The organism is Arthrobacter bambusae, assembly GCF_022606295.1.
GTDB lineage: Bacteria > Actinomycetota > Actinomycetes > Actinomycetales > Micrococcaceae > Arthrobacter > Arthrobacter bambusae_A.
Map to the genome: position 1 here is coordinate 1 of NZ_JAHHZS010000046.1, position 25,971 is coordinate 25,971.

Sequence of the window (25,971 nt, forward strand, 5' to 3'; positions counted from 1 at the left end):
GACTTCTATGAGGATCTCGCTGAACTGCTTGCAGAGCCTGGGATCGATGCTGTCGTCGTCGGCACGCCGACCAGTGCTCACAAGGACGTCATCATCGCCGCCGCCCGAGCTGGAAAGCACATTTTCACTGAAAAAGTGATCGCGGCGACTCTGGAAGAGACTGTGGAGATTGTTCGCGAGGTCCAAGCATCCGGGGTTACGTTCGTGGTCTCGATGTGGCGCTTGGATGAGGCCTACACAGAGGCGATAAGCAACATCCTTAAGCGCGGCCTGCTCGGTACCATCACACAGGTGCGCATCCGCGATGGGCAACCTCTCGGGGTGCCGACCAAGGAACATCCCGGCGGGCTCTTGCCGGAACGGTTCTACAACGTCAACGAATCTATGGGCGGGGCACTCATCTCCTATGCCATCCGGTCTACCTGATCAGCCATTTCATGGGTCGTCCAAAGAGCGTAAGCGCCGCCCTGGGCTATGTCACCCGCCGGGACGTCGAGGATAACGCGGTCGTCACCTTTCATTACCCCGACGGCGCCATTGGCGTCGCAGAGACGAGCTACGTTTCCGCCTACACGCCTTTTCTCGATCGAGGCCCACGGCACGTAGGGAAGCCTTCTCTTCAGCGTGGACGGAATCGGGGAACTTATCGCGCGAGGGCGCCAGGCAGGTTCCCATCGGTCGTCGTCAGGAGACGGCCCTGACGGCAAGCTGTATGTCCGCAGCAACTTGCCCGGCCCAGGCTCAACGGGCTGGGAACTTCAGGACATTCCAGCAGGTTCGTACCCCAAAGCATTCACCAAATGGGTAGCCCACATCCAGTCCGGAACCACCGCGTCGGAGAACGTGGTCCTCGGGGTTGAACTGAGTGCGGCCATCGAAGCTGCCTACCGCTCCGCGGCGAACGGCGCAGTCATGCCGCTCGACTCGCTCGCCCAGGACTGAGTAGACGCGCACCATCCGAAGCCCCGACGACGCCCGCTTCCCTGGAGCCGGTGAGGCAGTTCGTTCGGCCCATCGCTTCTACTCACCCAAGACCAGACGAGCAGCCGAATTATCGGCCCGTCCCCTGGTGCACTGCAGTCTCTGATTGGAGTCGCAACGCACGGCGCCGTAAACCGTTAACCGATCGACCCCGTATATGCCGATGGTGACCAGTGGATGGAAAGTCCTTGGCGTTGGCCGAACTGCTCAAGGTGGGAACCCACCACATTCTGTACCCGCTCCAGTCCTGCAGTGGTGTCGGCCTCGGCGTACAGTTCCAATGCCTCGTTCCGGGGTACGAGCAGGCAGCTGCCGAAGGCCAGGACCAGGCGGGGCCCGTCGCTTTCAGGGCGAACTTCGGCTTCACGCCCGTTCTCGAGGCCAACCTCGGTTTTTCGACCAAAGTGGGAGGCAAACTGCTTGGCGAAACGGGCAGCAGTATCCGTGGACACAACGGCGCAGGAGGAGTGGGAAGCGCTAGTTGGTTCAGTCATGGGTGGTCTCCTAATTGGCAGGTGAGCGATCAATGGTTCCGAAACTGAGGTCAGAATGAGGCGCGTTGAAGGTAGATCTGCGCTTCTGTGATGGTGGAGTTCTCCCAAGGGCCACCGAGTTCTACGGGCAACGCTCTAGTCCTGGTTGGTCAAGGCTTTAGTCCTGTTTGAAGGCGGCGTCGAAGGAGGTGTTCGAGGCCGGGAAGTCGAACTTCTTGAGGGCGGCGAGGGCTTCGGGGGCGCCGTGGAGCCGGTCCATGCCGGCGTCCTCCCATTCGACCGAGATGGGCCCGTTGTAGCCGATCGCGGTCAGGGCGCGGAAGGACGATTCCCATGGCACGTCCCCGCGTCCGGCGGAGACGAAGTCCCAGCCGCGGTGCGGGTCGCCCCAGGGCAGGTGCGAGCCCAGGACGGTGTTCCGGCCGGTGGGGCGCAGCTTGGTGTCCTTGCAGTCGACGTGGTAGATCCGGTCCTTGAAGTCCCAGATGAAGGAGACGGGGTCGATGCCCTGCCACATGAAGTGGGACGGGTCCCAGTTCAGGCCGAAGGCTTCGCGGTGGCCGATCGCCTCGAGGGTCCGGACGGTGGTCCAGTAGTCGTAGGCGATCTCGGAGGGGTGGACCTCGTGGGCGAACCGGACCCCGCATTCGTCGAAGACGTCCAGGATGGGGTTCCAGCGGTCGGCGAAGTCCTGGTAGCCGGCCTCGATGACCTTTTCCGGCACCGGCGGGAACATCGCGACGTACTGCCAGATGGAGGAGCCGGTGAAGCCGACGACGGTGTCCACGCCGAGTGCCTTGGCGAGGCGGGCGGTGTGTTTCATTTCCTCGGCGGCGCGGGTGCGGACGCCTTCGGGATCGCCGTCGCCCCAGACCGTGGACCCGACGATCGCTTCGTGGCGGAAGTCGATCGGGTCATCGCAGACGGCCTGGCCCTTGAGGTGGTTGGAGATGGCCCAGACCTTGAGGTTGTACTTCTCCAGCACGGCGAGCTTTGCCTCGACGTAGCCGGGTTCGTCCCAGCGCCAGGCGTCCAGGTGGTCACCGGACACGGCGATTTCCAGGCCGTCGTAGCCCCAGCCGGAGGCCAGGCGTGCCACCTCCTCGAAGGGCAGATCGACCCACTGGCCGGTGAACAGGGTGTAAGGGCGGGGCATGTCAGGGCTCCTTTTATTTCATGACGCAGCGAGTGATGTATTGGCGTTACCGAACAGCGGTGATGGTGCTCTTGTCGTTAGCCGATTCTTCGACGGCGGCCAGAACACGCTGGACTTGGAGGCCGTCCTCGAACGACGGCGACGGCTCGGTTCCGGCACCGACCGCCAGGAGGAAGTCGCGGACCTGGTGGGTGAAGGTGTGTTCCCAGCCGATGACGTGGCCCTGCGGCCACCACCCGTCAACGTAGGGATGCTCGGGTTCGCTGACCAGGATCCGGCGGAAGCCCTGCTCGCGCACGGGTAGGCTGGCGTCCAGGAACAACAACTCGTTTAGCGATTCCAGGTCGAACGTCAGCGACCCGAGTGAGCCGTAGACTTCGACGCGAAGACTGTTCTTTTGCCCGGTGGCAACCCGGGAGGCCTCGACCGAAGCGCTGATGTCCCCGGTCAGTCCCAGGGTGGCCCATGCGGCGTCGTCGACGGTCACGTCTTCCAGGCCGTGCGGGCCGGGCCGCTCGGTGACGAATGTCCTCAACGTGCCGGTCACCTCGGTGACAATTTCACCGGTGAGGTGCTGGATCTGGTCGATGGCGTGGGAGGCGATGTCGCCCAGGGCGCCCGATCCGGCGGTCTCTTTCCGCAGGCGCCAGGTCATGGGCGATTCGGCATCGCTGAGCCAGTCCTGCAGGTACGCGGCACGCACGTGCCGGATGGTGCCGAGCCGACCCTCCGCGATCAGCTCCCTGGCCAGGGCCAGGGCCGGGACCCGGCGGTAGTTGAACCCGATCATCGACTGCACCCCGTGGGTCCGGGCAGCCGCTGCGGCCGCAGTCATGGCTTCGGCCTCGGCGAGGGTGTTGGCCAGCGGCTTTTCGACCAGGACGTGCTTGCCAGCAGCCAAGGCGGCGATCGCGATTTCCGCGTGCATGAAGCCCGGCGCGCAGATATCCACGATGTGGATGTCATCCCGGGCGATCACCTCGCGCCAGTCGGTCGCGGACTCAGCCCAACCGTACTTCGCCGCGGCCTCGGCCACCCCGGCAGGGTCGCGGCCGACCAGGACGCGCCGTTCGAAGGCCGGGACATCGAAGAAGCTGGCTACGTTCCGCCAGGCATTCGAATGGGCCTTGCCCATGAACGCGTAACCGATCATCGCCACACCCAACGGGGACTGGCCGGGGGTGGTTTCGTGTGAGTTCATTGCTGTTTCCTAGAGTGAGGATGCGGACTTCAAATGGTCGGTGCTGGCAGGGCGTCAAGTGCCACGACGTGACCGCTTTCAGCGGACTCGTCGGCAGCCTCAATAATCTGCGTAACCCGGAGGGCGGTGGTCAGGTGGTCGGGGTCGATGTCGCCCGTCGCGACGGCTTCACCCACTGGTCGAAAGTGTCGGCCAAGGCCGGGCTGGTCTCTTGTTCGGTCCATACGCCGTCAGGTCCCTGGCGCAGGAGTACCCGGGTGTCGGAGGGGCCTATCGCGATCGTTCCCGCCGTGCCTGTGACCTCGAGTGAGTAGTCAAAAAAGCTGGCTACCATGCTCACCTCGGCGATGTTAAGGGCCCCCCCGGGGGAATTCCATCACCGCTGCCGCGTTGTCGGCCGCTCCACGTCAGTGTGATGCGGCGGACGACTCTGCTTTGAGCCGTCCAGGATGGTGAGTAGTCCTGCACTTTGTAGTGCTAGGTAGCGGCCAGGTGGCGCCAATTGCGTGACCGTCGCGACGGATCCCTTGCCCCTTTTTGCCAGTGGCCGGAACCAGGACAAAAAGGGGCGTCACACAGGGTTTCGTTTCGCTTGTTTGGTCGCTCGGGGTGTGAACGACCCCGGAAGATCCCTATGCAGATGCGGAGGCCACGACGTCGTACCGGCCCTCGTCGGAAGCAGCTTGGTCTGCACCTCGTACGGTGTTCCTCGTCCACTCGCGCAGGCTGCGACTACGCCTTAGCGTGAGCGAGATGTGTCGCCGCCGCAGCGGCGGCCGTCTAAGCTGTCAGGCAAACTGGCCAGGTTCGAGGCCAATCGGGACTCCTGCGCCACGTGGGCCCACGCTGCTGCCGATGTTGTGGACAAGCTTGCTATCGTTGCCTTCCACCATTTGGGTCAGCACCTCGAAGACATGCAGGGAAAACTTTGCGTCTATTCGAGGTGCCCGCTTCTCAAGGAGGGAGCTCGCGAGCTCGACTGCCCCGAGTCCTCGAACGTCCCGTAGGTGAGGGTATAGCGACGGAAGCTCAGACCATTCACCGGCCTCCTTGGAGCGGAAAAGCACAGCACCATCGTGGAATGCCGGTCCGGGCAAGATAATCGTGCCGTTCGTTCCGTATATCTCGATACCCATGTCCTTTTGCCGAGGATCCCCAAGCTTCGTATGCGGGACGCTCATGGAGTGAAGCATGCTCCCGGCGATGTCGCCATCCATCTCAAGTGCAGATGCGACGAAGGTATCCAAGCCCACGGGGAACTTCTGGCCCGCCTTTCGCCCGCTCCCAATCGTGAGTTCCTTGAAGGGACGAGAGCCAAAAGTCGCGACTCTCCGGAAACTGGCTTCCAGCAGATATACCAACGCCGCGATCGTGTAGGGCGCGTTATCTAAGATCGGGCCTCCGCCTGGCTGGTACAGGAACTCCGGCGAAGGGTGCCAACTAGCCGGACCCGCCCAGAGCGCATGGCCGGTGAACCCGAAGGGTTTTCCGATCCAGCCGGCATCGATGGCGTGTCGTGCCGTCTGAATGGCGTCACCGAGGATGGTGTCGGGTGCGGAGGCAATGAGCAGACCGCGTTCCTCGGCCAGCCTTGTGAGTTCGACGCCCTCCTGCAGCGTTAGTGCAAGAGGCTTTTCGGTGTAGACGTTTTTGCCGGCGAGGAGTGCTGCCTTCGAAATTTCAAAGTGCTGGGCCGGGGCCGTGAGGTTGACGACGATCTCGACGTCATCCCTTGAAAGCAAGTCAGGAATGGAATCAAGGGCAGTCGGCACCTCAAATTCTGCGGCACGCTCCTGCGCCCGCTCCAGCCTGCCATCGGCAACCACGGTCACATTGGTGGCGTCGAAGACGTTCTGGAGGTTATTGAGATAGACCTTGCTTATGACTCCACAGCCGATCAGGCCCACGTTGACTGGCATTACAGTCGCCTTTCCTTGAATACAGATAATTAGAATGTTTGGTGCGCGATTTTCCTAGATACGACGTGTGCTTTCGTCACCTAGGAGTGGGGCCAGCGTTTCAGCTGGGAAATCCTCGATCCTCTTTCGTTCTGGCGAGCGGAAGAACAAAACCATGAGGACTGCGGCAAAGCCTGTCAGTGCCATCGTCAAGTACCACATGGGAGCCCACCCAGCCACAGAAACGGCGCCGGCTACCAATGAATTGTAGAATTCTCCCGCGACCCAGGCACCGACAAAGTTGCCGACTCCGAAAGCGATGAAGAGCATCAGCGCCTGGACCTGGTGTCTGGCATTCTCACGGGCGACTTCGTTTGCGTAAATGAACGTGACCATGAGGAAGAAGTCGTTCGTAACGCCGTGAAGGGCGACAATGACAATGGCGAGCGATAGGTTTCCGTCAGTCATCATGAGGAACAATCCCGCCCTCAGCACCCATGCGAGGAGACCGGCCAGGAGCACTGACTTGATCGAGAATCGACGCAATACGAGGGGCACGAGGACCAGGAATGCCAGCTCTGCTGCCTGTCCGATAGTCATGACTGATGCCACGTTTGGCACGCCTGCAACTCCGAGATACGCGGCGCCAAAGGCGTTGTAGATGGAGATCGGTACGCTGACGAGCAAGATGCTGACCGTGAGAATAACGAACGACCTGTTACGGAACAGATGGAATGCACCAGCGCCAACTACATCTCCCCAAGCGAACTTGGCACCGCGCTGCGGAGGCGCCGTCTTGGGAAGAGTGAAGCAATAGATGGCGGTGACAAAGGACATGACTCCTGCGATGGTAAAGATCGTCGTACTTGCTGAGAGGCCAGACTGTCCGACAAAGAGACCCACGATGATCCACCCGGCAGTTCCGAATGCTCGGATGAACGGGAAGATCGTCGAGTGCGCCGGAAGGTGGGCGAAGACGATGCTGCTCGTCAGCGACCCCGTGGGCATGAAGATCAGCATGTAAACGAGTATTGCAACAAGCACTCCGACAGCATTCTGGGCCAGGACCAGCGGTCCGAGGACCAACATGACCAAGCCGCCGCCGATGTGCAGGACACCCAGGACCTTCTGCGATGAGAAGTACCGGTCGGCGATCGCACCGGTGAAAAGCGGGGAGACCATCGCGGCGACTGCTGCCAGAGTGAAGGCAGTGCCGATGGTCGCTCCGAGGTTGTTCGTGATCAGGACGAGCCCGAAAGTTGCCCACCACGCGCCGAATGTGGCGTACTGCAAGAGCATCATCACGGACAGGCGTGCCAGGACGTTCTTGCGAGTGCGCGGTGGTTCCTCAGCCAGAGGTGTACTGCCATTGGGTATTGTGGACATTCATCTTCTCCTTTGAAGCGACGATTGTGAGAACGGTTTTATTGGGCGGAGATTGTTATTTGCTCGGGGCCGGATCGGGCTGTCGCGAGCTGTCGTACAGTCGGGAGATGGGTTCCCCCGACGGGTCGGTCGGGAAGGCCACGAAGGCGAACTTGGTGCCGGTAGGATCCCAGCTGTTCACGTTGATGGTGCCTTGTCCACCGAAGAGATCGATCTCCATGAATGGACGGGACCAGTCGCTAGTGCGGACAACCTTGATGACGACCGGCAGATCTGCCGGGTGCCCGAGGGTTCCTTCCGGGTAGCTGAGGTAGCTCGCCAGCTCCCCGTCCGGTGAAATGTGAGGGAACCAATCGACGCGCTCTGATTCGACTAGTCGCTCAAACCCGCTTCCATCGGGGCGGATACGAGCGATCTGAGCATGACCGGGCACGTCGGAGAACGCCTCGCTGTTGAGCAGAATCCATTCACCGTCCGGTGTGAACTCCGGTCCATCGCAGTGGCCCTCGCCGGTTGCCAGAACGCGACGATCGGTACCGTCCACGCTCATAACCACGAGCTCACTGGGACGGCTGAAGTCGGGAAACGGAAACTCCACGTAGGCCAGGCTCATTTGATCAGGGCTGATTCCGTGAAGGAAATGGGACAGGTCAGGGGCTCTGGTCACGGGCACCGCCGTACCACCGGTGAGCGGAACACGATAAATCTGGCCATCAAGGGCCGTGACGAGCAGCGTGCGGCCATCAGCCTCGAGGACGTGGTCATTTGTCACAGGCGGCAGATCATCCACCGGGATCGCCTTCAGGTCGCCACCAACTGCGTCAATCGACCAGAATTTGCCGTTTCCACTGAGAATGAGGGTCTTTCCGTCAAGCGCCCAGTTTGGAGCTTCCAAATGAACATCAAAAGAGGTGTGGAGCAGCGAGGTCTCACCAGTGGTGATGTCAACGGTCCAAATTTGTGCGCAGCGTCCGGGTCCGAGCTCGTATGGATCGGAGAAGAGACGGAATTTACTCATGTTTGTTGTCCTTAATGTATTGCGGTCGGGCATGTTCGCAGGGACGCTGTACCGCCCTGTGTCGCCGAGGTCTTCAGAAGATCTCTCGCCATGGATGCCCGTTCTATCGGCTCTCCTGATGCCCTGTTGCATTGTGTTGTCTGCCTTCTAATGACTTCGTTGTCGTATCGCCTATGGGTCTTTCGGGGTCTGCTGTTCAGCCGACGACCTCGCTTAGGCCAATCTCAACTGAGATACCGATTAGCCTTCAGATACCTAAGAGTATTCTGACTTCCGTCGGGGGTCAATGGTATTTTGTTTGTTTCGTGCCAGAAGGCTGGCAAAGCTCACCATGGCGGGGTCGCGGTGGTCGAAGAAGAGGCTGGCACCGGTGTCCAGGGTGGAGATCTTGCCCATCTGTTCCTCGGTCAGGGTGGAGCCGAAGACGTCGAGGTTCTGCGCCATGCGCTCGGGGCGGACGGACTTGGGAATGACGACGACGTCCCGCTGGATGAGCCACCGCAGCACCACCTGGGCCACGGACCTTCCGTGTGCCTCGGCAATTTCGGTGAGCAGCGGGTCGGTGAACAGGTTATTGCGACCTTCGGCGAACGGCCCCCAGGACTCGATCTGGACGCCGCGGCCACGCATCAGCTCCTGCTCGGCGGCGCGCTGGTGGAAGGGGTGGGTTTCGATCTGGTTGACGGCGGGGACGATTTCATTGTGGTCGATGAGGTCCACCAGGCGGTCGGGGTGGAAGTTCGAGACGCCGATTGCACGGGCAAGGCCTTCCTTGTTGATGTTCTGCATGGCGCGCCATTCGCTGTAGTAGTCACCGAGGGGCTGGTGGATCAGGTACAGGTCCAGGTAGTCCAGGCCCAGGCGGTCCAGTGAGTTGTGGAAGGCGCGCCTGGTGTCGTCCTGGACGTTGCCGGTGGGAGCGTGCTGGATCCAGAGCTTGGTGGTGACGAAGAGCTCATCGCGGGCGATCCCGGACGCTTTGATCGCCGCGCCGACGGCCGCTTCGTTGCCGTAGGAGGCGGCCGTGTCCAGGTGGCGGTAGCCGGCGGCGAGGGCAGCTTCGACGGCGGCCGGCCTTTGCAGTAGGTGCTGGATCGATGAGTTTCATGCTGCTTTCCTTTGATCGTGGCGAAGGCTCAGGGAGGCAAAGACGAGAATGACGAGGATCAGCGCGGTCCACCCGAGGCTGGCGCGCAGCCCTTCCATGAAGCCCTGCCCGGCGAGGGCTGCGCCGAAGATCGCGACGCCGAGGGAACCTCCCACTTGCCGGGCCGTGTTGACGACGCCGCTGGCCGTTCCGGCGCGTTCGGCGGGCACATGGTCCATCACCAACGCGATGATCGGCGGCACGGTGAAGGACCCGCGCGCTGACGCTGCTGCTGGCCGTAGTCCTGGGTTTCGCCACCACACTGCCGGCCGCTACCATCGCCCTCGTGCTGATCGGGGGCCCGGCGGGGGTGGGCAGCTCAATGCTGTTCGCCCACCTCCGACACTCAGGCGCCGGCCCGTCCGCCGTCATCAACACCCGGGCGATCATCTCGGTGGCCTGGGTGGCAGGCCCACCGGTGGCAACCTTCATCATGGGCTGGTTTGGCAACCGCGCCATGCTGCTGGCCATCGCCGCAGTCGCCGTCATCAACATCGCCACCACCGCGATGATGATCAAGGCCCGCAACGCAGCCGGCGCCGCCACTGCTGCAGGGAGCCAACAGGTCCCCCCGGCCTCTACCGCAGAGGAGCCGCCCGTCGGACGCCTTCGTGTGGTGCTGATCGTTGCCGCTTTCATCCTGCTGCAGGCCACCAACGCCACCGCCATGACGATCATGACCGTCTACGTGACAGAGACCCTCAAAATGGATGTAATGTGGGCCGGCATCGCCCTCGGTGTTGCCGCGGCCCTTGAGGTCCCGGCATTGCTTCTTGTCAGCCGCCTCACCAGCTATTCCCAGCTCGGCCTGCTCGCCACCAGCTGCATCGCAGGAATCGGCTACTACCTCGGTCTAAGCGTAGTAACCGGCCCCCTAATGTTGCTCGTTCTGCAACTGCTGAACGCCTGGTCCTTCGCAGGAATCGCCGGCGTCGGTCTGCCGCTGTTCCAGAAGATGATTCCCCGGCCCGGGCTCTCCACCGGCTTGTACATGAACACCCGACGGATCGGCGCCATCGTATCCGGGCCCATCATCGCCGCAGGCTCCCTCACCACAATCGGTCAACGCGGCATCTTCCTCACCAGCGCAACCCTCACCCTCCTTGGCCTGGCCATCATCATCACCGCCAACCGAACAAATCAAGCCGCACCCGAACGGGCGGCTGAGCCCATTGATGTGACATAGGCCGGTATTCGAGCAAAAGCAGTGTGCTTCAATACGCCCGTTTTTCATTTGCATCAAAGCACCCATCCCTGCCCGGATGAAGTACACCCCAACCTGACGTCAGGCGGTGCAGCCCAACAGCGTCAGATTAGGATCGCAGGTCGGGTTTCCTGACACCTCAAGGGCCAGTCATAGGGCCCAAGCTGACACATCCTCAGCGGAATCTGCACCTCGGGCTACGCTGTGCTCATGACTAGGCGCGGGGAAGCACTAGCGTGGCTGGAGCAATCATTCCTCTGGTCCTTCGCCAGGCTCGGCCCATTCTAGAGCGGCGACAACATGCCCTTCATTGGGCAGAGCCCGCTTCTCGTCTGCAGGGAGCTTGTCATAGGTGTACGCGGAGACGGCCATCGGAGAGGACGCGCGGCCAAGGCTGTAGCGGACGCTGCGGTCGTTTTTGGTGCCGCAAATGAGGATTCCGATTGTTTCGTTGTGGTGCTCTCGCCGGAGCATGTCATCGACGAGGGCGACGTAGAAGTTAAGTTTGCCGGCGTATTCGGGTTGGAACTTGCCGGTTTTGAGTTCAATGACTACATACCGGTTTTGGTCCATGTGGAAGAACAGCATGTCGATGAAGTAGTCATCTCCGTCGACGTCGAAGTGAACTTGCCGGCCAACGAACGAGAATCCCGGTCCCAGTTCACGCAGGGTTTCGGTGATGCGGCTGGTGAGGGCCAGTTCGAGGTCTCTCTCGGCAACAGCGCCGGACAGGCCCAAGAACTCGAAGTTGTACGGATCCTTGGCGATTTGCTGGGCGAGTTCCGAATCCTGCGCAACAAGCTGTTGCGTAAAGTTCGACGGCGCGGTGCCGGTCCTTTCCAGTGCCCGGTTCATGATCATGTTCAGCAGGACGTTTCGGGACCACCCGTGTTCGACTGCTGCCGCCGCGTAGGAGAGTCGGCTTTCCTGCTCAGTGAGTTTGTCCAGCAGGACGGTGATGTGGCCCCACGGCAATTGCGCAACAGGCTGTTGCGCAATTGGGCTGTGGTGCCAGGCACCGGCGAATGTGGTCATGTATTGAATGTTCCGGGCAGATAGGCCTTTCATGTCGGGGAACTCCGCCCGAAGGTCCTCGGAGAGGCGGCGGATGACACCGCTACCCCAGCCTTGGTCCCGTTGTTCCTTGAGCACACCGCAGCCGATGGTCCAATACAACTCGATCAGCTGAATGTTGACTGTTCGAAGTGCTTTAGTTCTTGCCCCTCGAACGGTCTTCTTGAGCTCCTTGAGCAAAAGGGCGTAGCCGCCTGGTAGGTCAACTTCTCGGGAAACAGTCACAGACTTCATCCTAGGTATAAGCATTCAAAGGAATAGGGATAGACCTCCCCATTTTTAGTCGGGTGGCTTGGTCCTGGTCGGCGGTGAGTCGTGCCTAGACAGCTTCCTTGTCGGCGACGCCGTCGAGGCTGGCTGCTAGGTGTTGGCGGCGTTCGGCCTGGCCGTAGTTCATGTCGGCTTCCTGGTGCGCAGCGCCTCGGGTAGCTGACGATTCCGGTCTTCGGGTTGTTGACGTTCAGGCCGAAGCGTTACCGTACTTGGTCGCGGATGGTGTCGGCGGCGCTGCGGGCTGTAGGGTCGTGGTCTTTCCATACGGTGGCGGTTTCGTGGACTCGTTCGATGTCGCGGCCGGTGGCCGTGTCCCACAAGCGGTTGTCCGTGACGGGTGCGAGCTGCGCCCGGGCTACGGCTCTGGAGGCATACCAGCGTCGCAGTTCGTGGTCGTTTATTTTGTTCAGGAGCGTGACGTTATGGATCAGCTCAATTGTCCAGACGGCGTCTGGACAATTGGTTCAGGCCGGTCCATGCGGCCGCGAACGCACGCATGTTATAGACGTTCGTCCGGGAGAAGCCCCTCAGGTGCGGGAACTCCGACCGCAGGTCACGCGCCAGCCTGTCAAGGAACTTGTTGTCCCAGACCTCGTTGGCCTGTAGGTCCAGGATCGTTCGTCCGCCAGCTCGATCATGGCGCTGTTCACCACACGCTGGGCCTTGAATTGCGCCTGCCGGACAAGGTCTTTTGTGCCACAGCCTGTGGCATATTTGGGGGCTTCATCTCAAGTGTTCGTTTCTGGCTCGGATCGACCTTCCGTACGGTCGGGCGGGCCGGGTCATGGCTGGATGGTCCGGACATCGGGGAACCAGCCTTCGGGTGCCTTTTTGGGTTCGAGGTGTTCGGGGTCCCGGTGTTTTTGCATATCGCATTTGTAGAACGGGCCGCGCGGGTCCAGGAGCACGCTCATATGGTGGTCCGCGTGATCCCTCCACCAGACACTGATTCCCGTGGCCCCGTCGAGTCTGAGGTGTTCCCATGCCCGCCAGAGCGCTTCCACTCGGGAGAGTGCTTCGGGGTGGAAGTACCATTCGAGGCACCATTTGGCGGCGCGGCCGTCGACGTCGCGGACGTAGGTGGGCAGGAGCTGCTCGTGCAGGAACTCCTCGGCTGAGCCGTAGACCAGTTCCGGGGGCTTCTGCTCTTCCGCCGGCCTTTCGGCAGACGGCTCCGTGTCGCCGGTGTCGGGGGCGGAGCTGAATCGTCCGATATTGCTGTCCATGGCAGAGCCCCCTACGTCGTGACCCAGGGATTGGCCACCGGCCCGGCTGCTACCGGTGCGGCCGGTTCCTCGGGGCGGGGGCTGTGGGCCTTGATGGACGCTTCGACGTCCTCCTGGTGGGCCCCTGTGTACCAGGGCAGGGTCCGGACGAGGGTGGCCGGTGCCCCGGAGGCGAGAACGACGGCGCGGCCTCGGTCGAGTTCAGCGAGGTTGGAGACGTCGAAGATACGTTCCTTGCCCTCCTGCCGGGAACGGCTGGAGCCGGTTTTGCCGGAGGAGATGGAGATGTTGGTGTAGCTGTAGTCCCCGATGAGGTCCGAGAGTGCCCGGAGGAAGCCTTCTTCGGCGACGCCGCCGCCGTAGACCTTGACGTTCGCGGCGGACCAGATTTTGCGCATGTTCGCCTCCCCCCACAGTTCAACGCCCTGGGACCAGGACTGCAGGATGGCCATGACGATCAGGCCCTTGGAGCCGTAGTGGCTGAACTGGTCCGGCAGTCCGGCCCAGCGGACGACGTTGGCCAGCTCATCGAGGGCGAACAGCGCAGGTTTGGGCAGTCGTCCGCCGCTGCGTTCGGCCCGTTCCTCCATGGCTTCTGCGATGGCCACGGTCAGGGCGGTGGTGAGCGGGGCGGCGGAGCCGGCTCCTTCCTTGGAGAGGATGTAGATCGTCTCCTGGGATGCGGCGAAGTCGTGCGGGTTGAACCGGCGGCGGGGATCCGTGGCCACGGAGGCGCCGCGGGCCGGGGCGACCCAGCGCAGGGTGTTCGTGGACTTGAGGCACTGGATCATTTTCTCGGCGGTGCCGAAGATGCCGTCGCGTTGTTTGTCGGCGAGTTTCAGGGTGGACTCCAGGCCCTTGTATTGCAGCTCGTAGTCGTGGTCTTTGAGGATTTCGATGGGTTCCTGGCTGACCTGCTCCGTCACCCACAGATACACCTGGGTGATGGGCAGCTCCCCGAGCGCGGCGGCGAGGAAGTAGGAGGAGAGGATGTCTTCGGCCTTCGGGTCGAAGTAGGCATCCGGTTTGGAACCGGGGAGGCGGGAGCCGACGGCGAAGTGTTGGGTGAGTTTGTAGGCCTTCTCTTCGTCGGTGACGTAGGAGAGGGGGTTCCACCACCAGTCCGGTTCTTCCTGGGCGATTTTCTGGGGGTCGAACACCCACACCGGTGCGGTGAGGATCCGGACGCCGCGGGTGCCGTCGACGACGTCGCGCTTGTTCGAGGTCGAGACGACAGCGCCGGGTGCGTCCAGGATCGCGGGCATGACCCGTGAGGTCGACTTACCGGTCCGGGGTCCCCAGATGTCGATGCTGAGGTCTTCCCAGGACTGGATGAACGTCTGGCCGGTGGAGACGACTTTGCCCACCACGATGCCCGGGGTGTCGTTCACGCCGAGTCGTTCGGCGGTGGCTTGGGCGCCTTTCTCGGAGAACGCGGCGAGGGATTTGCCGCGCCCGAGGTACCGGGCGGCCTTGTCGACCCGGGCACGCTTGGATGCTCCTTTCTTCCAGGCCAGCAGCACGACGAGGGCCAGGACCAGGACCATGCCGGCCATGATCGCGGCGGCGACGGTGGACTGGACGGGCCAGGGCACCCGGCCCTTGATGAGTCCGGCGATCAGATCAACGGGCTGGGCGGGGGGTGCGGCGATGTCGGCCATCCAGGAGCCCAGGTGGACGGCGGCGTAAGTGCCGCCGCCGAAGACGACGATGAAGCCGATAGCCAACCAGACCAGCAGGGCATCTCCGAGGCCCATTCCTTTGCGGTTCGGTGCACTCACGGTGTTCCCGCTTCCACGGGCAGCTGCGGAGCGGCAGGTTCCATGAGCGTTTCGGGTTTAGCCCATCGGGTGTTGGTGTCGTTCAGTCCCTCGTCCTGCTCGATGGAGGTGAGCCCGATCCGGACGGGGATCCCCGGGCGGCCGCCGACCTTGATGAGGAACTTCCCCCGGCCCGGGGGTTCGACGTCGACCCCGCGGGAGTCCCAGGCGGGCGGGTCCTGCCAGGAGATGAGCTTCTGCTGCTCCTGCCGAGACAACGGAATGGCTGAGGTCAGCAGCGGCATCTCCGAAGCGGGCAGGCCGCCGCAGATCACCATGCCGGAACGTTCCACGAATCCGCGGGCCTTCATCCGGTCCTCTTCCGCCGGCAAGGCCAGCAGGTCGGACATGGTGTGGGAGATCATGATCTGCCCGACACCTACCGAGCGGTTCAAGCGGGTCAGGGCGTCCACCCGGTCCACCATGCCCTTGCCGGAGCGCAGCGCCCGCCACAGCTCATCCAGGACCACGAAGTAGTTCCGGCGCGGTTCCAGGCCGGCGTCTGCCAGGGCGTTGGCGACGTTGACGGTTCCGAAGCCGTAGGACCAGCACGCCAGCAGCACGGCGGCCTGCAGGTCCGTCTCGGTCTCGTCGATGCTGGAGACATCGAAGACCACGGCGCGGTCCCGCCGCATGGGGTTGGTGGTCTGGGCGGAGAAGATTTCCCCCAGCTTCCCTCCCCCGGTCAGGCCCAGCAGGGTTGCCTCCAGCGCCCGGGTTTCCTGCAGGTAGACGGCCATGTCGCCGCGGTCCAGGGCGACCTGGCGCAGCTCATCCGGGGCGGAGACGATGACGTCCAGGAGATCCTTCAGGACAGGGATGCCCTCGAACGTGTCATCGAGGACCCGCAGGGCCCGGTCCAGGATTGTCTGTTCCTGGTCCGTGGGCGGGTTGTTCCGGCTGATCGTGATCAGGGAGACGACCATGTTCAGACGGCGGCCGTGGGCGTCGGCCCGGACCCGGGTGGCCGCTTCGTGGTGGCCGTTGGCCTGAAGGAGCTGGGCGACCTCGACGGCCTGGCCGGGATCAAGAATGTTCAGGTACCCCACCCCGCGGCCCAGGGAAATGACCTGCCCGCCGAGAGCCTTGACCGCCTTGATGTGCTCGCCCTTCAGGTCCCCCAGGACCAGGGGGTGGACGCCCTGGGCGGAGAGCCCCAGGAACATGCGCCGGACCAGGGTGGACTTCCCCAGGCCGGGCTTGCCCAGGATGAACGCCGAGGGGTTGGAAATGAGCCGTGCCCGCTGGAACCAGCTGATCGGGTCACAGCAGACCGTGGCCTGGGTTTCCTCGTGGCGTCCGAGCGGGACGCCGATCATGGGCGAGGACGCACCGGAAGAGAACGGCCACAGCCCGCAGACCTGAACCGTCGTTCCCCGGTACTCCGTCGCGGACGGGACCAGGCCGGCCATGCCCCCGCCGCGCCCGGACCACCCCCGGGGGCCCGGGCCGGTCTCCCGTTGTTGCCGCGAAGCTTTCGCCGTCGCCGCCGTGACCGGCTCAGCAGCCTTCCTGGACGGACGGGCAAAGAGTTTCATGCGGGCCATTACAGGGCGTGCTTGATTTCGGAGGGCAGCATGCTGTGCTTGGGCAGGACCAGCCCCAATGGCAGGGAGGCCGCGAACGCGGTGTCCTGCGCACCGTAGGCGCGTCGCAGCAGCACGCGGGCGGTACCGGAGGTCTGTTCAACGGCCGCGACGGCATCAGGCAGACGTTCTTCATTGGTCACGGTGGCCGTGACTACCATCCCGAAGTTCACCAGCCCGGCGCCCTGGGCTTCCTCCTGGGCTGTCTGCACGGCGGAGCGGGCATCGACCAGGGCACGGGCGGAGGGCCGGGTCCCGGAGGTGATGCGGACGTTGGCGTTGTTCTGGTCCCGCTCGACCACGGCAGCTGCCCGGGCGGAATCCATTGGCCGGTACAGCAGTGAAATCCGCTTCCGGTCGATGTCGCCGTGCGGGGCCAGCAACCGGGAGAGGACCGAGGAGTTCACGGACCCCCGGGGTGCGCCGGTCATGGTCCAGGAGGCCGAGAAGGCGCTGTCGTGCCTGTAGGTATCCCAGCTGGCCTGGGTCGCGGTCGGGCCGACCTCGCCCCAGGCCAGGGATACCGGGGACCCGGCGGCGTGGGCTTCGTCGATGATCAGGGCAGCGGGCGGGTCGTAGGCGATCCGGACGACTTCGCAGAGTTCCTGCGCTGACATGGGGCGTGCGATGCCGGCGCCGGTGGACTGCAGCCGGGCCGAGAGCCCCGGGATGCGGGAGGCGAGGTCACGGGCGACATCTTCGGGTGTGCGCTTCTTCGATCCCGCCCGGAGGGAGGCGTTGAACGTCAGGGACACCCAGGCCCGGACGGTGGCCGATCCTTCCGGGTACGTGTTGACGACCTCGCGCAGGATCGCCTGGGCAAAGGCCGGCGCGTCCGGGTCGATGTTTATCATGACTTCGTTCCGGAGCCGGTACCCGGAATCCGGGGCGGTCTCCACTGTCACGGCCGCGGCGTCCAGGCCGGCCTCATCCGCCAGCCCGGCGAGCCAGCCGCCCCAGTTCGCCACCCACGCATCAACCTGTTCAGGGTCCACCAGTGAGGCGCCGTCGGGTTCGGTGGAGAAAATCACCGTGAAATGGCTGGTCGCCGGCACATGCAGCAGTGCGAACGGGCGCTTGTAGGAGTCCGTGAACTCGTACAGGCTCGACTTCGCCGCAAGCCCCGGCAGCTGGTACATGCCCCAGTCCGTCACGCCCAGGGGCCCGGAACGGTAGAGATTCGTTCCGGAAGACCTGGAGATCCGGAAGCTCATCCGTGTGGCGAAGCGGTCCACAACGGACTGGCCGTGCTTGTCCTTCACGGTCAGCAGGAGAGCGCTGACCCCGGCCACAGCCAGGACGGCCAGGCCCGGGAACAAACCCCACATGGCGAAGCTGATGATCCCGGCCAACAGCCCGGCCATGACAATCCCGGTGCCAATGGCGCCGAGGTTGCCCAGCCCGGCGGAGCGCGGTACCCGCCAGTTGCCGTAGGACGGTTCCTTGTACTCGGTATTAATTGCTGCCACTGGGGCCCTCCTGGGGTGAATCATGCCCGGTTGAATCCTGCGCGGTCTGCTGTGCGGCCTGCGAAACCTGGCCGGCTATCTGTGTTCCTGCAAGGACGGCGACTCCTACAGGACCAGCAGCTGCACCGTTGCCCGCTCCCGTGGCCGCCCCTGCGGTGCCGGCTGTCGACGTGGCTCCACCAGGGCCATCTGGACTTGTCGAGGCTGGCGTCGGCTGGCCGCCGTTTCCCTTCGGGCCAGGTGTTCCGTTACTGCCCTTCGGGGGCGTGCCTGGCTGGTTGGGTTGGGTGCTCGCCGGCGTCGGCGCGGCATTGCCCCTGCCGCTGCCGCCCCGGCCCAGAGACACGGCACCTGTAGCCATGGCACCCACTGCCGCGCCTGCCCCGGCTCCCCCGCCGGAGGCGACGGCACCGACCATAGGTGTCACGAACCGCATCAGCGCCGGCAACGCGAACAAGGCAACGATCATCAGCGTGAAGCCCGTGATGGAACCGGTCAAAACATCCTTCCCGTTGTTGTTTCCCATGAGGAGGAACGCGACCGAGTAGACAATGGCCGCAGCGGGTTTGTAGAGGAGGAAGGCAATGGTCCAGCCGACAGCTTTCTGGAACCACTGCTTGCCCATCTCCGTGTTCGTGAAAGCCGCCGTGGTGGGCAGGATGCCCGCAAGGATCACCAACATGCCGCTGCGCACCACCATGAGGACGATCTGCACGAGGGAGGCAAGCAACCCGATCAGGCCCAGGACAATCAGAATGAACACGCCGACCCCCGTCTGGCCTGTCATAACCAGGAGCTTCATCGACTCAGCGAAACCCTTACCGTCCGTGGAGCGCTGAATGATGGCGGCCGAGAAAGCATCTGCCGCGATCACCAGAATCGAAATGACACCCAGACCCAAACCCGTGACCAAGGCGAGCGTGACCAAGGAACGAAGCAGGTCCTTCAGCGGTGCTCCACGTTGTTCCCAGATCATCCGGATGCCACCGAGAATGACGGCCAGGACCGCCAGCGTCAGAGTCCAGACCATCAACTCGCTGTTCACCATGGAAACGACGGGGCCCGGCGTCGTTCCGTCCTCACTGGCCAGGTTCACCGCGGGCATCGACACCCAGAAGGTCGACAGTGTCGTCACCATCTGGCTCATGCCCTCCATGATCGACTTCGCCAGATTCGTGATGGCGTCGTCAACTGCTCCCGCGGCGATGTTCCCGGCAACGCACGTTAGCTCCCCCCATTTGCACTCAGCCATGTCAGACGCCTGACCAGAGAATGAACCCGCTCAGATCACTGAGCTGGGAGACGCCGCTGAAAGTCACTCCGTCGTCCGCCGGCTTCACTTTCCAGTCACCGTCCATCCAACGCATCGACAGGATCGTATGGACCAAGACTCCTTTGTCCGTCTCAAAAGCCAGGTCCACATCGGCCTCCGAAGCAGTGTAGGACTTGAGGGAAAATCCCTTTACCTGAATGGTTGTGGCGGATCCGCTGGAGGCAGTCGAGCTCGCGGCCTCGTTCATAGCAGCCTCGCGTCCTTTGCCCGGAACGAGGAGCTTGTCCGCCAGCTTTACCTCAAGCGGCGGCGAACCCGCCGAACCCAGTGCGCCAATGTTAATGGCGGAATAGAGCGCCCCCGTCGGTGAATGCGCAAAGCAAGACCGGAATCCGTCAGAGTCGGTCAATCCCGGGCCCGAAGTCTTGGGATCGGTGGGAACAGCCATTTTTCCAACCAGTTCCCACTTGGACTTCGGTGCTGTTCCCAGAGCCGTCTCCGTACTTGAGGGAAGACCGCAGATGCTCTTTCCAGCCGCGTCTGCTGACTTCGTAGGTGCTGCGGAGGTGGCGTCCGGCGATGGGACGGGGGAGGCTTGGGTGTTGTCCTGTCCTTTGGGGAGCAGGAAGATGACGAGGGCTGCTGCAATCAGCGCGACCACCAGCGCGGCAGCAAGGATGAAACCGGGTTTGGTGAACGGATTGCTTTCGGTGGTGCTCTCTGTTGACTGGCTCATGGTGAACCTCCCGTTGTTGGTGCTGGTTTAGACGAAGGCGCGGACGATGCCGGCGGAGCTGGTGATGATGATGCAGCCAAGGAGGACCCAACCGAGCTTGGCGATGGCTTGGGCACCCTCGCCGCGCTGGAGCTGGATGACCATGCCGATGCCGACGATGATGACGCCCAGGACGCCCAGGACCAGGCCGATACCGGAGGCCCAGTTCAGGATCGTGAGGAGCCCGCCGGCCTCGGTCGGGACGACCGGGGTGGGGTTGGGGATGACGCTTCCGTCAAATACGACGAAGGAGTTCATGGTGAGACCTTTCAGTGGTGGGTGCGTGGCGGGGTGTCGGTAGCCAGGACGGCCAGATCGGTGATGAATCGGTGGTACTCGCGGGCCGGCGGTGGTGTTGGGGTGTCCCCGTGCCGCCAGGCCTCTACCCAGGGCAGGGTCCAGAGCCGGGGCGCTCCCCCGCCGACGATGGCGGCGAAGTCTCGGAGCGCTTTGGGTGTCTTTCCCGGCGCGTCTGCAAGGACGGCGAGGCCGAGCAGATCCAGTGTCGGTGCCGCCCCTGATGCCCATTGGGTCAGGGCGTTCCTGGCGGTTGTCAGGCCGCGCATGTCTGCCCGGCAGACCAGCAGGACCCGTGGTGTGCTTCCGTCCTGCAGGACGGGCCAGCAGTGATCGGTGACGCGTGCCCCGTCGAGGAGCTCGGCGATCCGGCTTTCACCGGCTCCCCCGTGGGCGCCTGTGATCCACAGCGTTGCGGTGCCTGGCATGGTGCGGTGGCCCAGGCGGTCTGCCGTGTCCGGTTCAACCATTCCCTTCAGGGGCGCAGTGATCACCGCCTCCGGCGGCAGGTGCGTGCCCGGTGCTTCCTCGTGCGCACTGTCGGCGGCGTCTCTGGTGATCCAGGGGTTCAGGGACTGGTGCATGGTTCCTCCTTCCAGGGTCCGGTGGGGTGTCTTAGAAGCCGGCGGCGACGGCGGCTGCTGCGGCCAGCCATGCCCGCCGGGTGGCGGGCTGGAGGGCTTCATAGCGGATCGGGCCGTTGACCAGGGCCGGGTCGTAGGGAATCCGGACGACGGCCCGGACGAACGGCTCAAAGCCGTCCGCGATCCGCTGCGCCTCGTCCTTGGCCCGTTTGAGGGCTTCGCCGGTCATGCTGCGCTTGGCGTCGGTGGATTCGGAGACGATGACGACGGCGTTGCGGGCCAGTTCCGCGTCGTGACCGCCACGGGATTCGAGGGTCTGCAGTGTCAGCCGGGCGGCTTCGGCGCGGTCTTCGATGGCCGTCACGGGGACGACAAGCTGGTTGGTATGGTCGATCATCCGGCGCCAGTTCGCCGCCCGGGCGGTGTTGCCCGAATCCATGACGACGAGCCGGTAATACCGGGTGAGGACCTGGTGGGCGATATCGACTTCCTCGGCGGTGACTTCGTGGTCGCCTTCTTCGTTCTCGTCCGAGCGCAGGACATCGAACTTGTCGGCGGTCTGGTGATGGACGAACTTGGCGATTTCGGCGGCGTTCGTTGCCGGCGAGAGAAGCTCGGTCGATGAATCGATCAGGTCCAGGACGCTCCGGTCGTGGGAACCTTTTTCCGTCCTCCACCCGAGGTTGCCTTGGGATTCGTTGTTGTCCCACGCGACGGTGGCGGCCCCGCTGTAGCGGGCGAGGATTGCCGAGAGCATGACGACCGTGGGGGTCTTGTTCGCCCCGCCCTTGCGGTTGACCACGGCGATGGTGCGGGGACCAGGCCAGTGCTGGCTGACGGTGCGGATATCCTCGCGCTCGGAGAGTTCTTCTGCTGAGGGGTCCATCCGGACTCCCAGGCGTGTGAGTGTCCCCCGCCAGCCCTGGGTGGCCGGTTCCAGTACCGGGGCGCTGACCAGGAACGAGGTCTCCTTCAGGGTCCGCCGGGTCGGAGGAGCTTCCCCGGCGAGAGCGGCGGTCTGCGGTTCCACGGGGTTGGCCGGTGCCGGCGTGGCACCGGATTCGACCGAGTTGGGCGGGCACGGCCGTCCGTCGGCGGTTGCCGCAGCAGCGGGGATTGCGGCGGGCTCTGTCGGGGTGGCTGCGGGCTGGGGTGCGCGAGCCGGGGCGGCATCGGTCACGGCCGGGGCGACGGTGCCGGGCGTGGTTTCGGGAGCTTCTGCCCGGCGGCGAGTGGGGCGGGGCTCGTAGGAGACGGATTCGATCTTGTTGTCAGGGTGGACGATCAGTTCGCCGTGCCCTTCGGGATCCTCGATCTGGACCCTGACGGGGCGCTGTAGTGTTTGGGCCTCGCCCATCACGAGGGCCAGGGCGTTGTTGCGCAGTTCCTGCAGGGATTCGCCGGCCGGAACGATCCGGGAGTTCCCGGCAACGATGACCTCGGCGGTCCGGTTTTCGCGGACGATGGCGCTGATCTTTGGAAAGGCCAGGACCTCGGTTGGTGCAGTACCCATGAACTTCTTCCTTTACGTGTGTGCGGTGGCAGATGTGCGGCGTTTAGGACGTTGGCGGTGTGAGCCGGTTGACCTTCCACGGGGCGTCCTTGCCCGTGCGGAGCAGCTGGATCGTGTAGGTCCCGGCGTTGGTGGGGACGGCGGCTGTGACGCCGTATCCGTTGGCGTCATCGACGGATAAGGTGGCGGCCCCGGTGACGTGGCTGGCCGGGATGTTGGCCGGGTCCACCGCCGAGTAGTCGGCGGTGGCCTGTGGTGTCAGCCAGCGGGCAAGGTCGTTGGCCCATTGCTTTTCCTCCATGGCGGGGCGGGCGAAGTCGGCCATTGCTTTCTGGGCGGTTTCGACGGCTTTGTCTTTGCTCACCTGGTCCCAGGTGATGCCGGTGGCGGCCGGGGCTGTTCCCCCGGGCGCCTGGGGTCCGCTGCCGGCGCTCAGGGAGACGGGCGCGGACGCCGCGGTGGTGGTGCTGGCTGATGCTGCCGGGGCCGTGTCCGCTGCCGGTGCGCAGGAAACGCAGAGCAGGGCCACTGCAGGCAGGGCAGCGGTGAGCAGGGGAGCTCTCAGCAGGGTCGAGTGCTTTTTCACTTGTTCTCCTCTGGGGCGGGCAGGTACAGGAAGGCTGAGGGGACAGCGTTGGTGACGGTCCGGGTGTAGTAGCTGTGGTCGTTCGGGGGCGAGTTGCCGTTGTAGCCCTCTTCGACGTAGGTCCCGTTGTCCTTTACCTCTTTGACGACCGCGACGTGGCCGAATGTCGGGTCCGCTCCCCCGGCTCCGGGCGCGTACCAGACGACCGCACCGACCCGGGGTGTGTTGCCGGTGGGCCAGCCTTTGGCGTCCCAGCCGGCCTTCCACGTCACCGCGGAACCCAGCCGTTGTCCGTCCGGGCGGAAGGTGGCGTTGAGGAACTTGAACGGTGCGGTGGTGGATCCCATCTGCTGGTTCACCCGCCACAGGGCGAAGTCCACGCACTCGCGGTAGTACATGTCCAGCGGCGAGGTGGCGGCCTTGTTCGTCCCGGCCTGCATCCAGGTCGGGGAGTTCTTCCACGGGTAGTCATCCCCGGTACCGGACTGTCCCGGGATGGCGCAGCCGCTGCCTCCCGGGGTGAATTTTTGGTCCGAGAGTGCCTGGACGAGTTTGACCGCCCCGGGCCAGTACTTTTGGTAGTGGTACGGATCGGCGTTGCGCTGGACCCTGTTGGCGGCGATGGTCGGCTCGAGGAGGTCCCAGCCGGCGACGCCCTGCAGGGCCTTGATGAAGTTCGTTGCGCTGGTGGCGGGGTTCATGCGGTCCGCGTAGGAGCCCCACGCGCCGTTGTCGCGTTGCTGGAACAATCCCCGGGAATCCGGGCCGGGTCCGTCGCCGTGGTCCAGCACACGCAAGCCCGACTCCCCCATGGCGACCATGACGCTGATCATTTGGCCGTTGACGGACAGGTCCAGCGCCTTTCCTGCACCCATGATCGCCGCGGCGTTCTTCAGCTGCTCTTCGGTGTACCCCTCAACCTTGGTGTTGGCGTCGATAACGACAGAAACAGCCGGACCACAGCTGGCCACCGCCGGCTTCGCAGGGGCCAGCAAGACCAGCATCGTGAAGATCAGACCAACGAACAGCCCAGTGATGGCAAGGAGTGCCACCAAGCCAAGCGACTTGCGCTGCATCAGAACAACTCCCCGCTCCCCTTGCATGTTCGAAGCCCTTGGGCTGGCGTCGTGACCGTGCCGCGCTGTACAGCCAACTTAGCACAGTGGGGTGCATATGCACTGTAAAAGTGTGAATATAGAGTTGTAGCAGTACTCTTGATCTGTTGCAAGTCACATTCCCCCATCCATATGCGAGTCCGGAGAAGCTGATTTCCCGTCGGGCTAGAATGACTGCGAGGTCTATTCACCGACGCTAGGGAGCTATGTCCGAACAAAATCTGTCCCCGTCGGAGCTCCGCTATTTACTCCTGGCAATCTCGAAGGAGTGGGAGCGGGCAGTTCTTGAGCATGCACACAATCGTGATCTAACTAGTGCTCAGGTCGAGATCCTTCTGGTATTGAACGAATCCGGGCCTCATTCCATGCAGGAGCTGGGGCAGACGCTGCTCCTTAACCGCGATCCATTCCGGTCGGTGGATTCCCTCGTAGCGAAGGGCCTTGTCGAGCGTGGCTCCGGTGAAGACAAGCGAAAGGTCCTGTGGTCACTCACGACAGAAGGCACCACCGCTGCCGCGTCCATAGTCGCCACGGATTTCACTCTCCTAAGGTCCTTCATCTCCGATATTCCCATCGAGAGCACCAGCACAATGGTGAGCCTGCTGCGCGAACTCCAGAGCAAGGTGGCGCCGTCGGGTGTGTTGGAGGAACGCTTCGGGGCGCAGCAGACCCCTATCGCTGACCTCTTGTCAGCGCAGTCTCTTGAGGAGATACAGAAAAACCGTTCGACGGTGGTGGCAGCGCGTCTGCACCAAGTTATAGATATCAAAGATTCCGGTGACCCCCGGAAGGCCTACGAGAAATACGGTCCAGTGCTTGCTCAACGCGAGGTACCGCTGACATTCAGGGCCTGGTTTAGCCTCTTAGACCAAGGAGGGCCTGTGAGCGACCACGTCCTCGCACATTTATCGGAAGTACTCACAGGCAACGCAGCGTATCTTCTGACGGACGACGAAAAGGTCCTTCGGGAGATCGACAACCACATGCGGGCCGAGAACGCTCTGCTGCTCGCGGGAGTTACCGGCTTCGGCGGCCGCGGACCCCTGGATGCCGGGGCCCTCCAGGCCTTAGCGGAGTTGGTCCAGAAAAGACTGGACGCTTCCGAAAAGGACTGAGCGGTGGCTCGTAAGTATGACGGAGTCCCCGTCGCGCTCTCTCGCGCGTCCCGCACTGCAACAACAGCTGCGCTCTCCGGGATTCATTTGGCTCCAGGTATGACCGCATGCGAAGTGGTAGAAGCCGTTTCAACCGTTATAGGGAAGCCGATCTTTCTCGAATCAACTGTGGACGACAGATTCAAAACGACTACCGGCGGCTTCGCCATAACGCCTGAATTTGTGGTCATCGTCTTCCGTGGCATCGATCCGCACGCGTATCAGATGCATAGCCTTTTTCATGAACTTGGCCATCTTCTTTGCGGACACCGCCTGTGCGATCGCCCGGTCACACAGCTTGAGTCCGGCACTGTGGACCAGCTGCTATGGAACGAGGCTGAGCGCGAAGCCGAGTTTCTCGCCTACAAGATCACTTCTCTCATCAGTCGCAAAACTCGCAACAACCAGGCATTCGGATGATGAGGGAACTCTCGACTTTGATGCTCTACCTGACCGCGTTCATTCTGGTCCTTCGGGGCCCATACGCGCTGAGGGCGAAGGCATCCCGGCCAGGATGGCTGGCCGGCGCCTTTGGCTTGGTGGCCGTCATGTGTCTTGGCTTTGTGGTGCCTGTCCAGGCAATCGACGCTGTGCTGGGATCCAGAGGGTGCTGGAATCTGGTGGGTGCGACGTCGACGACCTTGTCTTTCCACTTCATGTATCAGGCCATCCTCATCCACACGTCCAAAACCGAGCCCCGTTACTACCGCCTCTACCTGATGCTTGGCATCGCCTCTTACT

The 25,971-nt window shown here is 63.3% G+C and carries 29 protein-coding genes; 7 read left to right on the forward strand and 22 right to left on the reverse strand.

The window, feature by feature from the left end; all coding sequences use genetic code 11:
• The 3 genes from KNN17_RS20275 to KNN17_RS20280 all read left to right on the forward strand — a co-directional run.
• The coding region (locus KNN17_RS20275; protein ID WP_241710655.1) for a Gfo/Idh/MocA family protein at positions 1-426 on the forward strand (426 nt) is incomplete at its 5' end.
• A gap of 11 nt (positions 427-437) precedes the next feature.
• Entirely contained in the window at positions 438-701 is a 264-nt protein-coding gene (locus KNN17_RS22710; RefSeq protein WP_372489711.1) for a Gfo/Idh/MocA family protein, read from the forward strand.
• Positions 625-942, forward strand: a complete 318-nt coding sequence (locus tag KNN17_RS20280) for a hypothetical protein (protein WP_241710656.1) — start codon at positions 625-627, stop codon at positions 940-942. The genes KNN17_RS22710 and KNN17_RS20280 overlap by 77 nt, the downstream gene beginning before the upstream one ends.
• A 176-nt stretch (positions 943-1,118) precedes the next feature.
• Here KNN17_RS20280 and KNN17_RS20285 read toward each other — a convergent pair whose 3' ends face one another.
• The 9 genes from KNN17_RS20285 to KNN17_RS20325 all read right to left on the reverse strand — a co-directional run bounded on the left by KNN17_RS20285 (position 1,119) and on the right by KNN17_RS20325 (position 9,484).
• Positions 1,119-1,475 carry a DUF2218 domain-containing protein gene (locus KNN17_RS20285; protein WP_241710657.1) on the reverse strand — a complete coding sequence of 119 codons (357 nt, stop codon included), beginning with the start codon at positions 1,473-1,475 and terminating at the stop codon, positions 1,119-1,121.
• A gap of 157 nt (positions 1,476-1,632) precedes the next feature.
• Positions 1,633-2,631: a sugar phosphate isomerase/epimerase family protein gene (locus tag KNN17_RS20290; RefSeq protein WP_241710658.1), complete on the reverse strand. Its 999-nt coding sequence runs from the start codon at positions 2,629-2,631 to the stop codon at positions 1,633-1,635.
• A gap of 46 nt (positions 2,632-2,677) precedes the next feature.
• Positions 2,678-3,832, reverse strand: a complete 1,155-nt coding sequence (locus KNN17_RS20295) for a Gfo/Idh/MocA family protein (RefSeq protein WP_241710659.1) — start codon at positions 3,830-3,832, stop codon at positions 2,678-2,680.
• Positions 3,833-3,962: 130 nt separating this feature from the next.
• Positions 3,963-4,172, reverse strand: a complete 210-nt coding sequence (locus tag KNN17_RS20300; protein WP_241710660.1) for a hypothetical protein — start codon at positions 4,170-4,172, stop codon at positions 3,963-3,965.
• Between the two features lie 448 nt (positions 4,173-4,620).
• On the reverse strand, positions 4,621-5,739 hold the full coding sequence (locus KNN17_RS20305; RefSeq protein ID WP_241710661.1) for a Gfo/Idh/MocA family protein: 1,119 nt from the start codon (positions 5,737-5,739) through the stop codon (positions 4,621-4,623).
• 66 nt (positions 5,740-5,805) lie between these two features.
• Complete coding sequence (locus KNN17_RS20310) at positions 5,806-7,116, reverse strand: MFS transporter (RefSeq protein ID WP_241710662.1); 1,311 nt, start codon at positions 7,114-7,116, stop codon at positions 5,806-5,808.
• Between the two features lie 55 nt (positions 7,117-7,171).
• Positions 7,172-8,266 carry a TolB family protein gene (locus KNN17_RS20315; RefSeq protein ID WP_241710663.1) on the reverse strand — a complete coding sequence of 365 codons (1,095 nt, stop codon included), beginning with the start codon at positions 8,264-8,266 and terminating at the stop codon, positions 7,172-7,174.
• A gap of 123 nt (positions 8,267-8,389) precedes the next feature.
• Positions 8,390-9,229 (reverse strand): aldo/keto reductase, encoded by an 840-nt coding sequence (locus tag KNN17_RS20320; RefSeq protein WP_308196859.1) that lies wholly within the window; start codon positions 9,227-9,229, stop codon positions 8,390-8,392.
• 9 nt (positions 9,230-9,238) lie between these two features.
• Positions 9,239-9,484 (reverse strand): hypothetical protein, encoded by a 246-nt coding sequence (locus KNN17_RS20325; protein WP_241710664.1) that lies wholly within the window; start codon positions 9,482-9,484, stop codon positions 9,239-9,241.
• A gap of 83 nt (positions 9,485-9,567) precedes the next feature.
• Here KNN17_RS20325 and KNN17_RS20330 point away from each other — a divergent pair, with 83 nt between their 5' ends.
• Entirely contained in the window at positions 9,568-10,467 is a 900-nt protein-coding gene (locus KNN17_RS20330) for an MFS transporter (RefSeq protein ID WP_241710665.1), read from the forward strand.
• A 267-nt stretch (positions 10,468-10,734) separates the two neighbouring features.
• Here KNN17_RS20330 and KNN17_RS20335 read toward each other — a convergent pair whose 3' ends face one another.
• From KNN17_RS20335 to KNN17_RS20395, 13 genes are all read right to left on the reverse strand, one after another.
• Positions 10,735-11,793, reverse strand: coding sequence for a PDDEXK nuclease domain-containing protein (locus KNN17_RS20335; RefSeq protein ID WP_372489712.1), 1,059 nt, complete (start codon positions 11,791-11,793; stop codon positions 10,735-10,737).
• Positions 11,794-12,264: 471 nt separating this feature from the next.
• Positions 12,265-12,546, reverse strand: a complete 282-nt coding sequence (locus KNN17_RS22575; protein ID WP_308196860.1) for a DUF1016 N-terminal domain-containing protein — start codon at positions 12,544-12,546, stop codon at positions 12,265-12,267.
• 68 nt (positions 12,547-12,614) lie between these two features.
• Entirely contained in the window at positions 12,615-13,058 is a 444-nt protein-coding gene (locus tag KNN17_RS20345; protein WP_241710667.1) for a DUF4913 domain-containing protein, read from the reverse strand.
• An 11-nt stretch (positions 13,059-13,069) separates the two neighbouring features.
• Positions 13,070-14,839, reverse strand: a complete 1,770-nt coding sequence (locus KNN17_RS20350) for a type IV secretory system conjugative DNA transfer family protein (protein WP_241710668.1) — start codon at positions 14,837-14,839, stop codon at positions 13,070-13,072.
• Positions 14,836-16,425, reverse strand: a complete 1,590-nt coding sequence (locus tag KNN17_RS20355) for a helicase HerA domain-containing protein (protein ID WP_241710669.1) — start codon at positions 16,423-16,425, stop codon at positions 14,836-14,838. The genes KNN17_RS20350 and KNN17_RS20355 overlap by 4 nt, the downstream gene beginning before the upstream one ends.
• Positions 16,425-17,933: an SCO6880 family protein gene (locus KNN17_RS20360; RefSeq protein WP_241710670.1), complete on the reverse strand. Its 1,509-nt coding sequence runs from the start codon at positions 17,931-17,933 to the stop codon at positions 16,425-16,427. Before KNN17_RS20360 ends, KNN17_RS20355 begins: the two co-directional genes overlap by 1 nt.
• On the reverse strand, positions 17,920-19,185 hold the full coding sequence (locus tag KNN17_RS20365) for a hypothetical protein (protein ID WP_241710671.1): 1,266 nt from the start codon (positions 19,183-19,185) through the stop codon (positions 17,920-17,922). Before KNN17_RS20365 ends, KNN17_RS20360 begins: the two co-directional genes overlap by 14 nt.
• 1 nt (position 19,186) lies before the next feature.
• Positions 19,187-19,942, reverse strand: a complete 756-nt coding sequence (locus tag KNN17_RS20370; protein ID WP_241710672.1) for a hypothetical protein — start codon at positions 19,940-19,942, stop codon at positions 19,187-19,189.
• A gap of 27 nt (positions 19,943-19,969) precedes the next feature.
• Positions 19,970-20,239: a hypothetical protein gene (locus KNN17_RS20375; protein WP_241710673.1), complete on the reverse strand. Its 270-nt coding sequence runs from the start codon at positions 20,237-20,239 to the stop codon at positions 19,970-19,972.
• An 11-nt stretch (positions 20,240-20,250) separates the two neighbouring features.
• A complete protein-coding gene (locus tag KNN17_RS20380) occupies positions 20,251-20,862 on the reverse strand; it encodes a DUF6668 family protein (RefSeq protein ID WP_241710674.1) in 612 nt (203 codons plus the stop codon).
• Positions 20,863-20,893: 31 nt separating this feature from the next.
• Positions 20,894-22,375, reverse strand: a complete 1,482-nt coding sequence (locus tag KNN17_RS20385) for an AAA family ATPase (protein WP_241710675.1) — start codon at positions 22,373-22,375, stop codon at positions 20,894-20,896.
• Positions 22,376-22,418: 43 nt separating this feature from the next.
• Positions 22,419-22,961, reverse strand: coding sequence for a hypothetical protein (locus KNN17_RS20390; RefSeq protein ID WP_372489713.1), 543 nt, complete (start codon positions 22,959-22,961; stop codon positions 22,419-22,421).
• Positions 22,958-24,037 carry a CHAP domain-containing protein gene (locus KNN17_RS20395; protein ID WP_241710676.1) on the reverse strand — a complete coding sequence of 360 codons (1,080 nt, stop codon included), beginning with the start codon at positions 24,035-24,037 and terminating at the stop codon, positions 22,958-22,960. Before KNN17_RS20395 ends, KNN17_RS20390 begins: the two co-directional genes overlap by 4 nt.
• Before the next feature lie 245 nt (positions 24,038-24,282).
• Between KNN17_RS20395 and KNN17_RS20400 the strand changes: the two genes are divergently transcribed.
• The 3 genes from KNN17_RS20400 to KNN17_RS20410 all read left to right on the forward strand — a co-directional run.
• Positions 24,283-25,191 (forward strand): MarR family winged helix-turn-helix transcriptional regulator, encoded by a 909-nt coding sequence (locus KNN17_RS20400; RefSeq protein ID WP_241710677.1) that lies wholly within the window; start codon positions 24,283-24,285, stop codon positions 25,189-25,191.
• A 3-nt stretch (positions 25,192-25,194) separates the two neighbouring features.
• Positions 25,195-25,650: a hypothetical protein gene (locus KNN17_RS20405; protein ID WP_241710678.1), complete on the forward strand. Its 456-nt coding sequence runs from the start codon at positions 25,195-25,197 to the stop codon at positions 25,648-25,650.
• Positions 25,650-25,971: hypothetical protein (locus tag KNN17_RS20410; protein WP_241710679.1), on the forward strand; the 322-nt coding region annotated here is incomplete at its 3' end. The genes KNN17_RS20405 and KNN17_RS20410, both read left to right, overlap by 1 nt.

Bases quoted from the DNA above. Each gene is read 5' to 3' on its own strand.
- KNN17_RS20335 (WP_372489712.1), bottom strand. From the start codon at position 11,793: ATGAAGTCTGTGACTGTTTCCCGAGAAGTTGACCTACCAGGCGGCTAC.
- KNN17_RS20365 (WP_241710671.1), bottom strand. From the start codon at position 19,185: ATGGCTGAGTGCAAATGGGGGGAGCTAACGTGCGTTGCCGGGAACATC.
- KNN17_RS20370 (WP_241710672.1), bottom strand. From the start codon at position 19,942: ATGAGCCAGTCAACAGAGAGCACCACCGAAAGCAATCCGTTCACCAAA.
- KNN17_RS20295 (WP_241710659.1), bottom strand. From the start codon at position 3,832: ATGAACTCACACGAAACCACCCCCGGCCAGTCCCCGTTGGGTGTGGCG.
- KNN17_RS20285 (WP_241710657.1), bottom strand. From the start codon at position 1,475: ATGACTGAACCAACTAGCGCTTCCCACTCCTCCTGCGCCGTTGTGTCC.
- KNN17_RS20380 (WP_241710674.1), bottom strand. From the start codon at position 20,862: ATGCACCAGTCCCTGAACCCCTGGATCACCAGAGACGCCGCCGACAGT.
- KNN17_RS20385 (WP_241710675.1), bottom strand. From the start codon at position 22,375: ATGGGTACTGCACCAACCGAGGTCCTGGCCTTTCCAAAGATCAGCGCC.
- KNN17_RS20310 (WP_241710662.1), bottom strand. From the start codon at position 7,116: ATGTCCACAATACCCAATGGCAGTACACCTCTGGCTGAGGAACCACCG.
- KNN17_RS22710 (WP_372489711.1), top strand. From the start codon at position 438: ATGGGTCGTCCAAAGAGCGTAAGCGCCGCCCTGGGCTATGTCACCCGC.
- KNN17_RS20355 (WP_241710669.1), bottom strand. From the start codon at position 16,425: ATGGCCCGCATGAAACTCTTTGCCCGTCCGTCCAGGAAGGCTGCTGAG.
- KNN17_RS20315 (WP_241710663.1), bottom strand. From the start codon at position 8,266: ATGCAACAGGGCATCAGGAGAGCCGATAGAACGGGCATCCATGGCGAG.
- KNN17_RS20290 (WP_241710658.1), bottom strand. From the start codon at position 2,631: ATGCCCCGCCCTTACACCCTGTTCACCGGCCAGTGGGTCGATCTGCCC.
- KNN17_RS20375 (WP_241710673.1), bottom strand. From the start codon at position 20,239: ATGAACTCCTTCGTCGTATTTGACGGAAGCGTCATCCCCAACCCCACC.
- KNN17_RS20400 (WP_241710677.1), top strand. From the start codon at position 24,283: ATGTCCGAACAAAATCTGTCCCCGTCGGAGCTCCGCTATTTACTCCTG.
- KNN17_RS20395 (WP_241710676.1), bottom strand. From the start codon at position 24,037: ATGCAGCGCAAGTCGCTTGGCTTGGTGGCACTCCTTGCCATCACTGGG.
- KNN17_RS20345 (WP_241710667.1), bottom strand. From the start codon at position 13,058: ATGGACAGCAATATCGGACGATTCAGCTCCGCCCCCGACACCGGCGAC.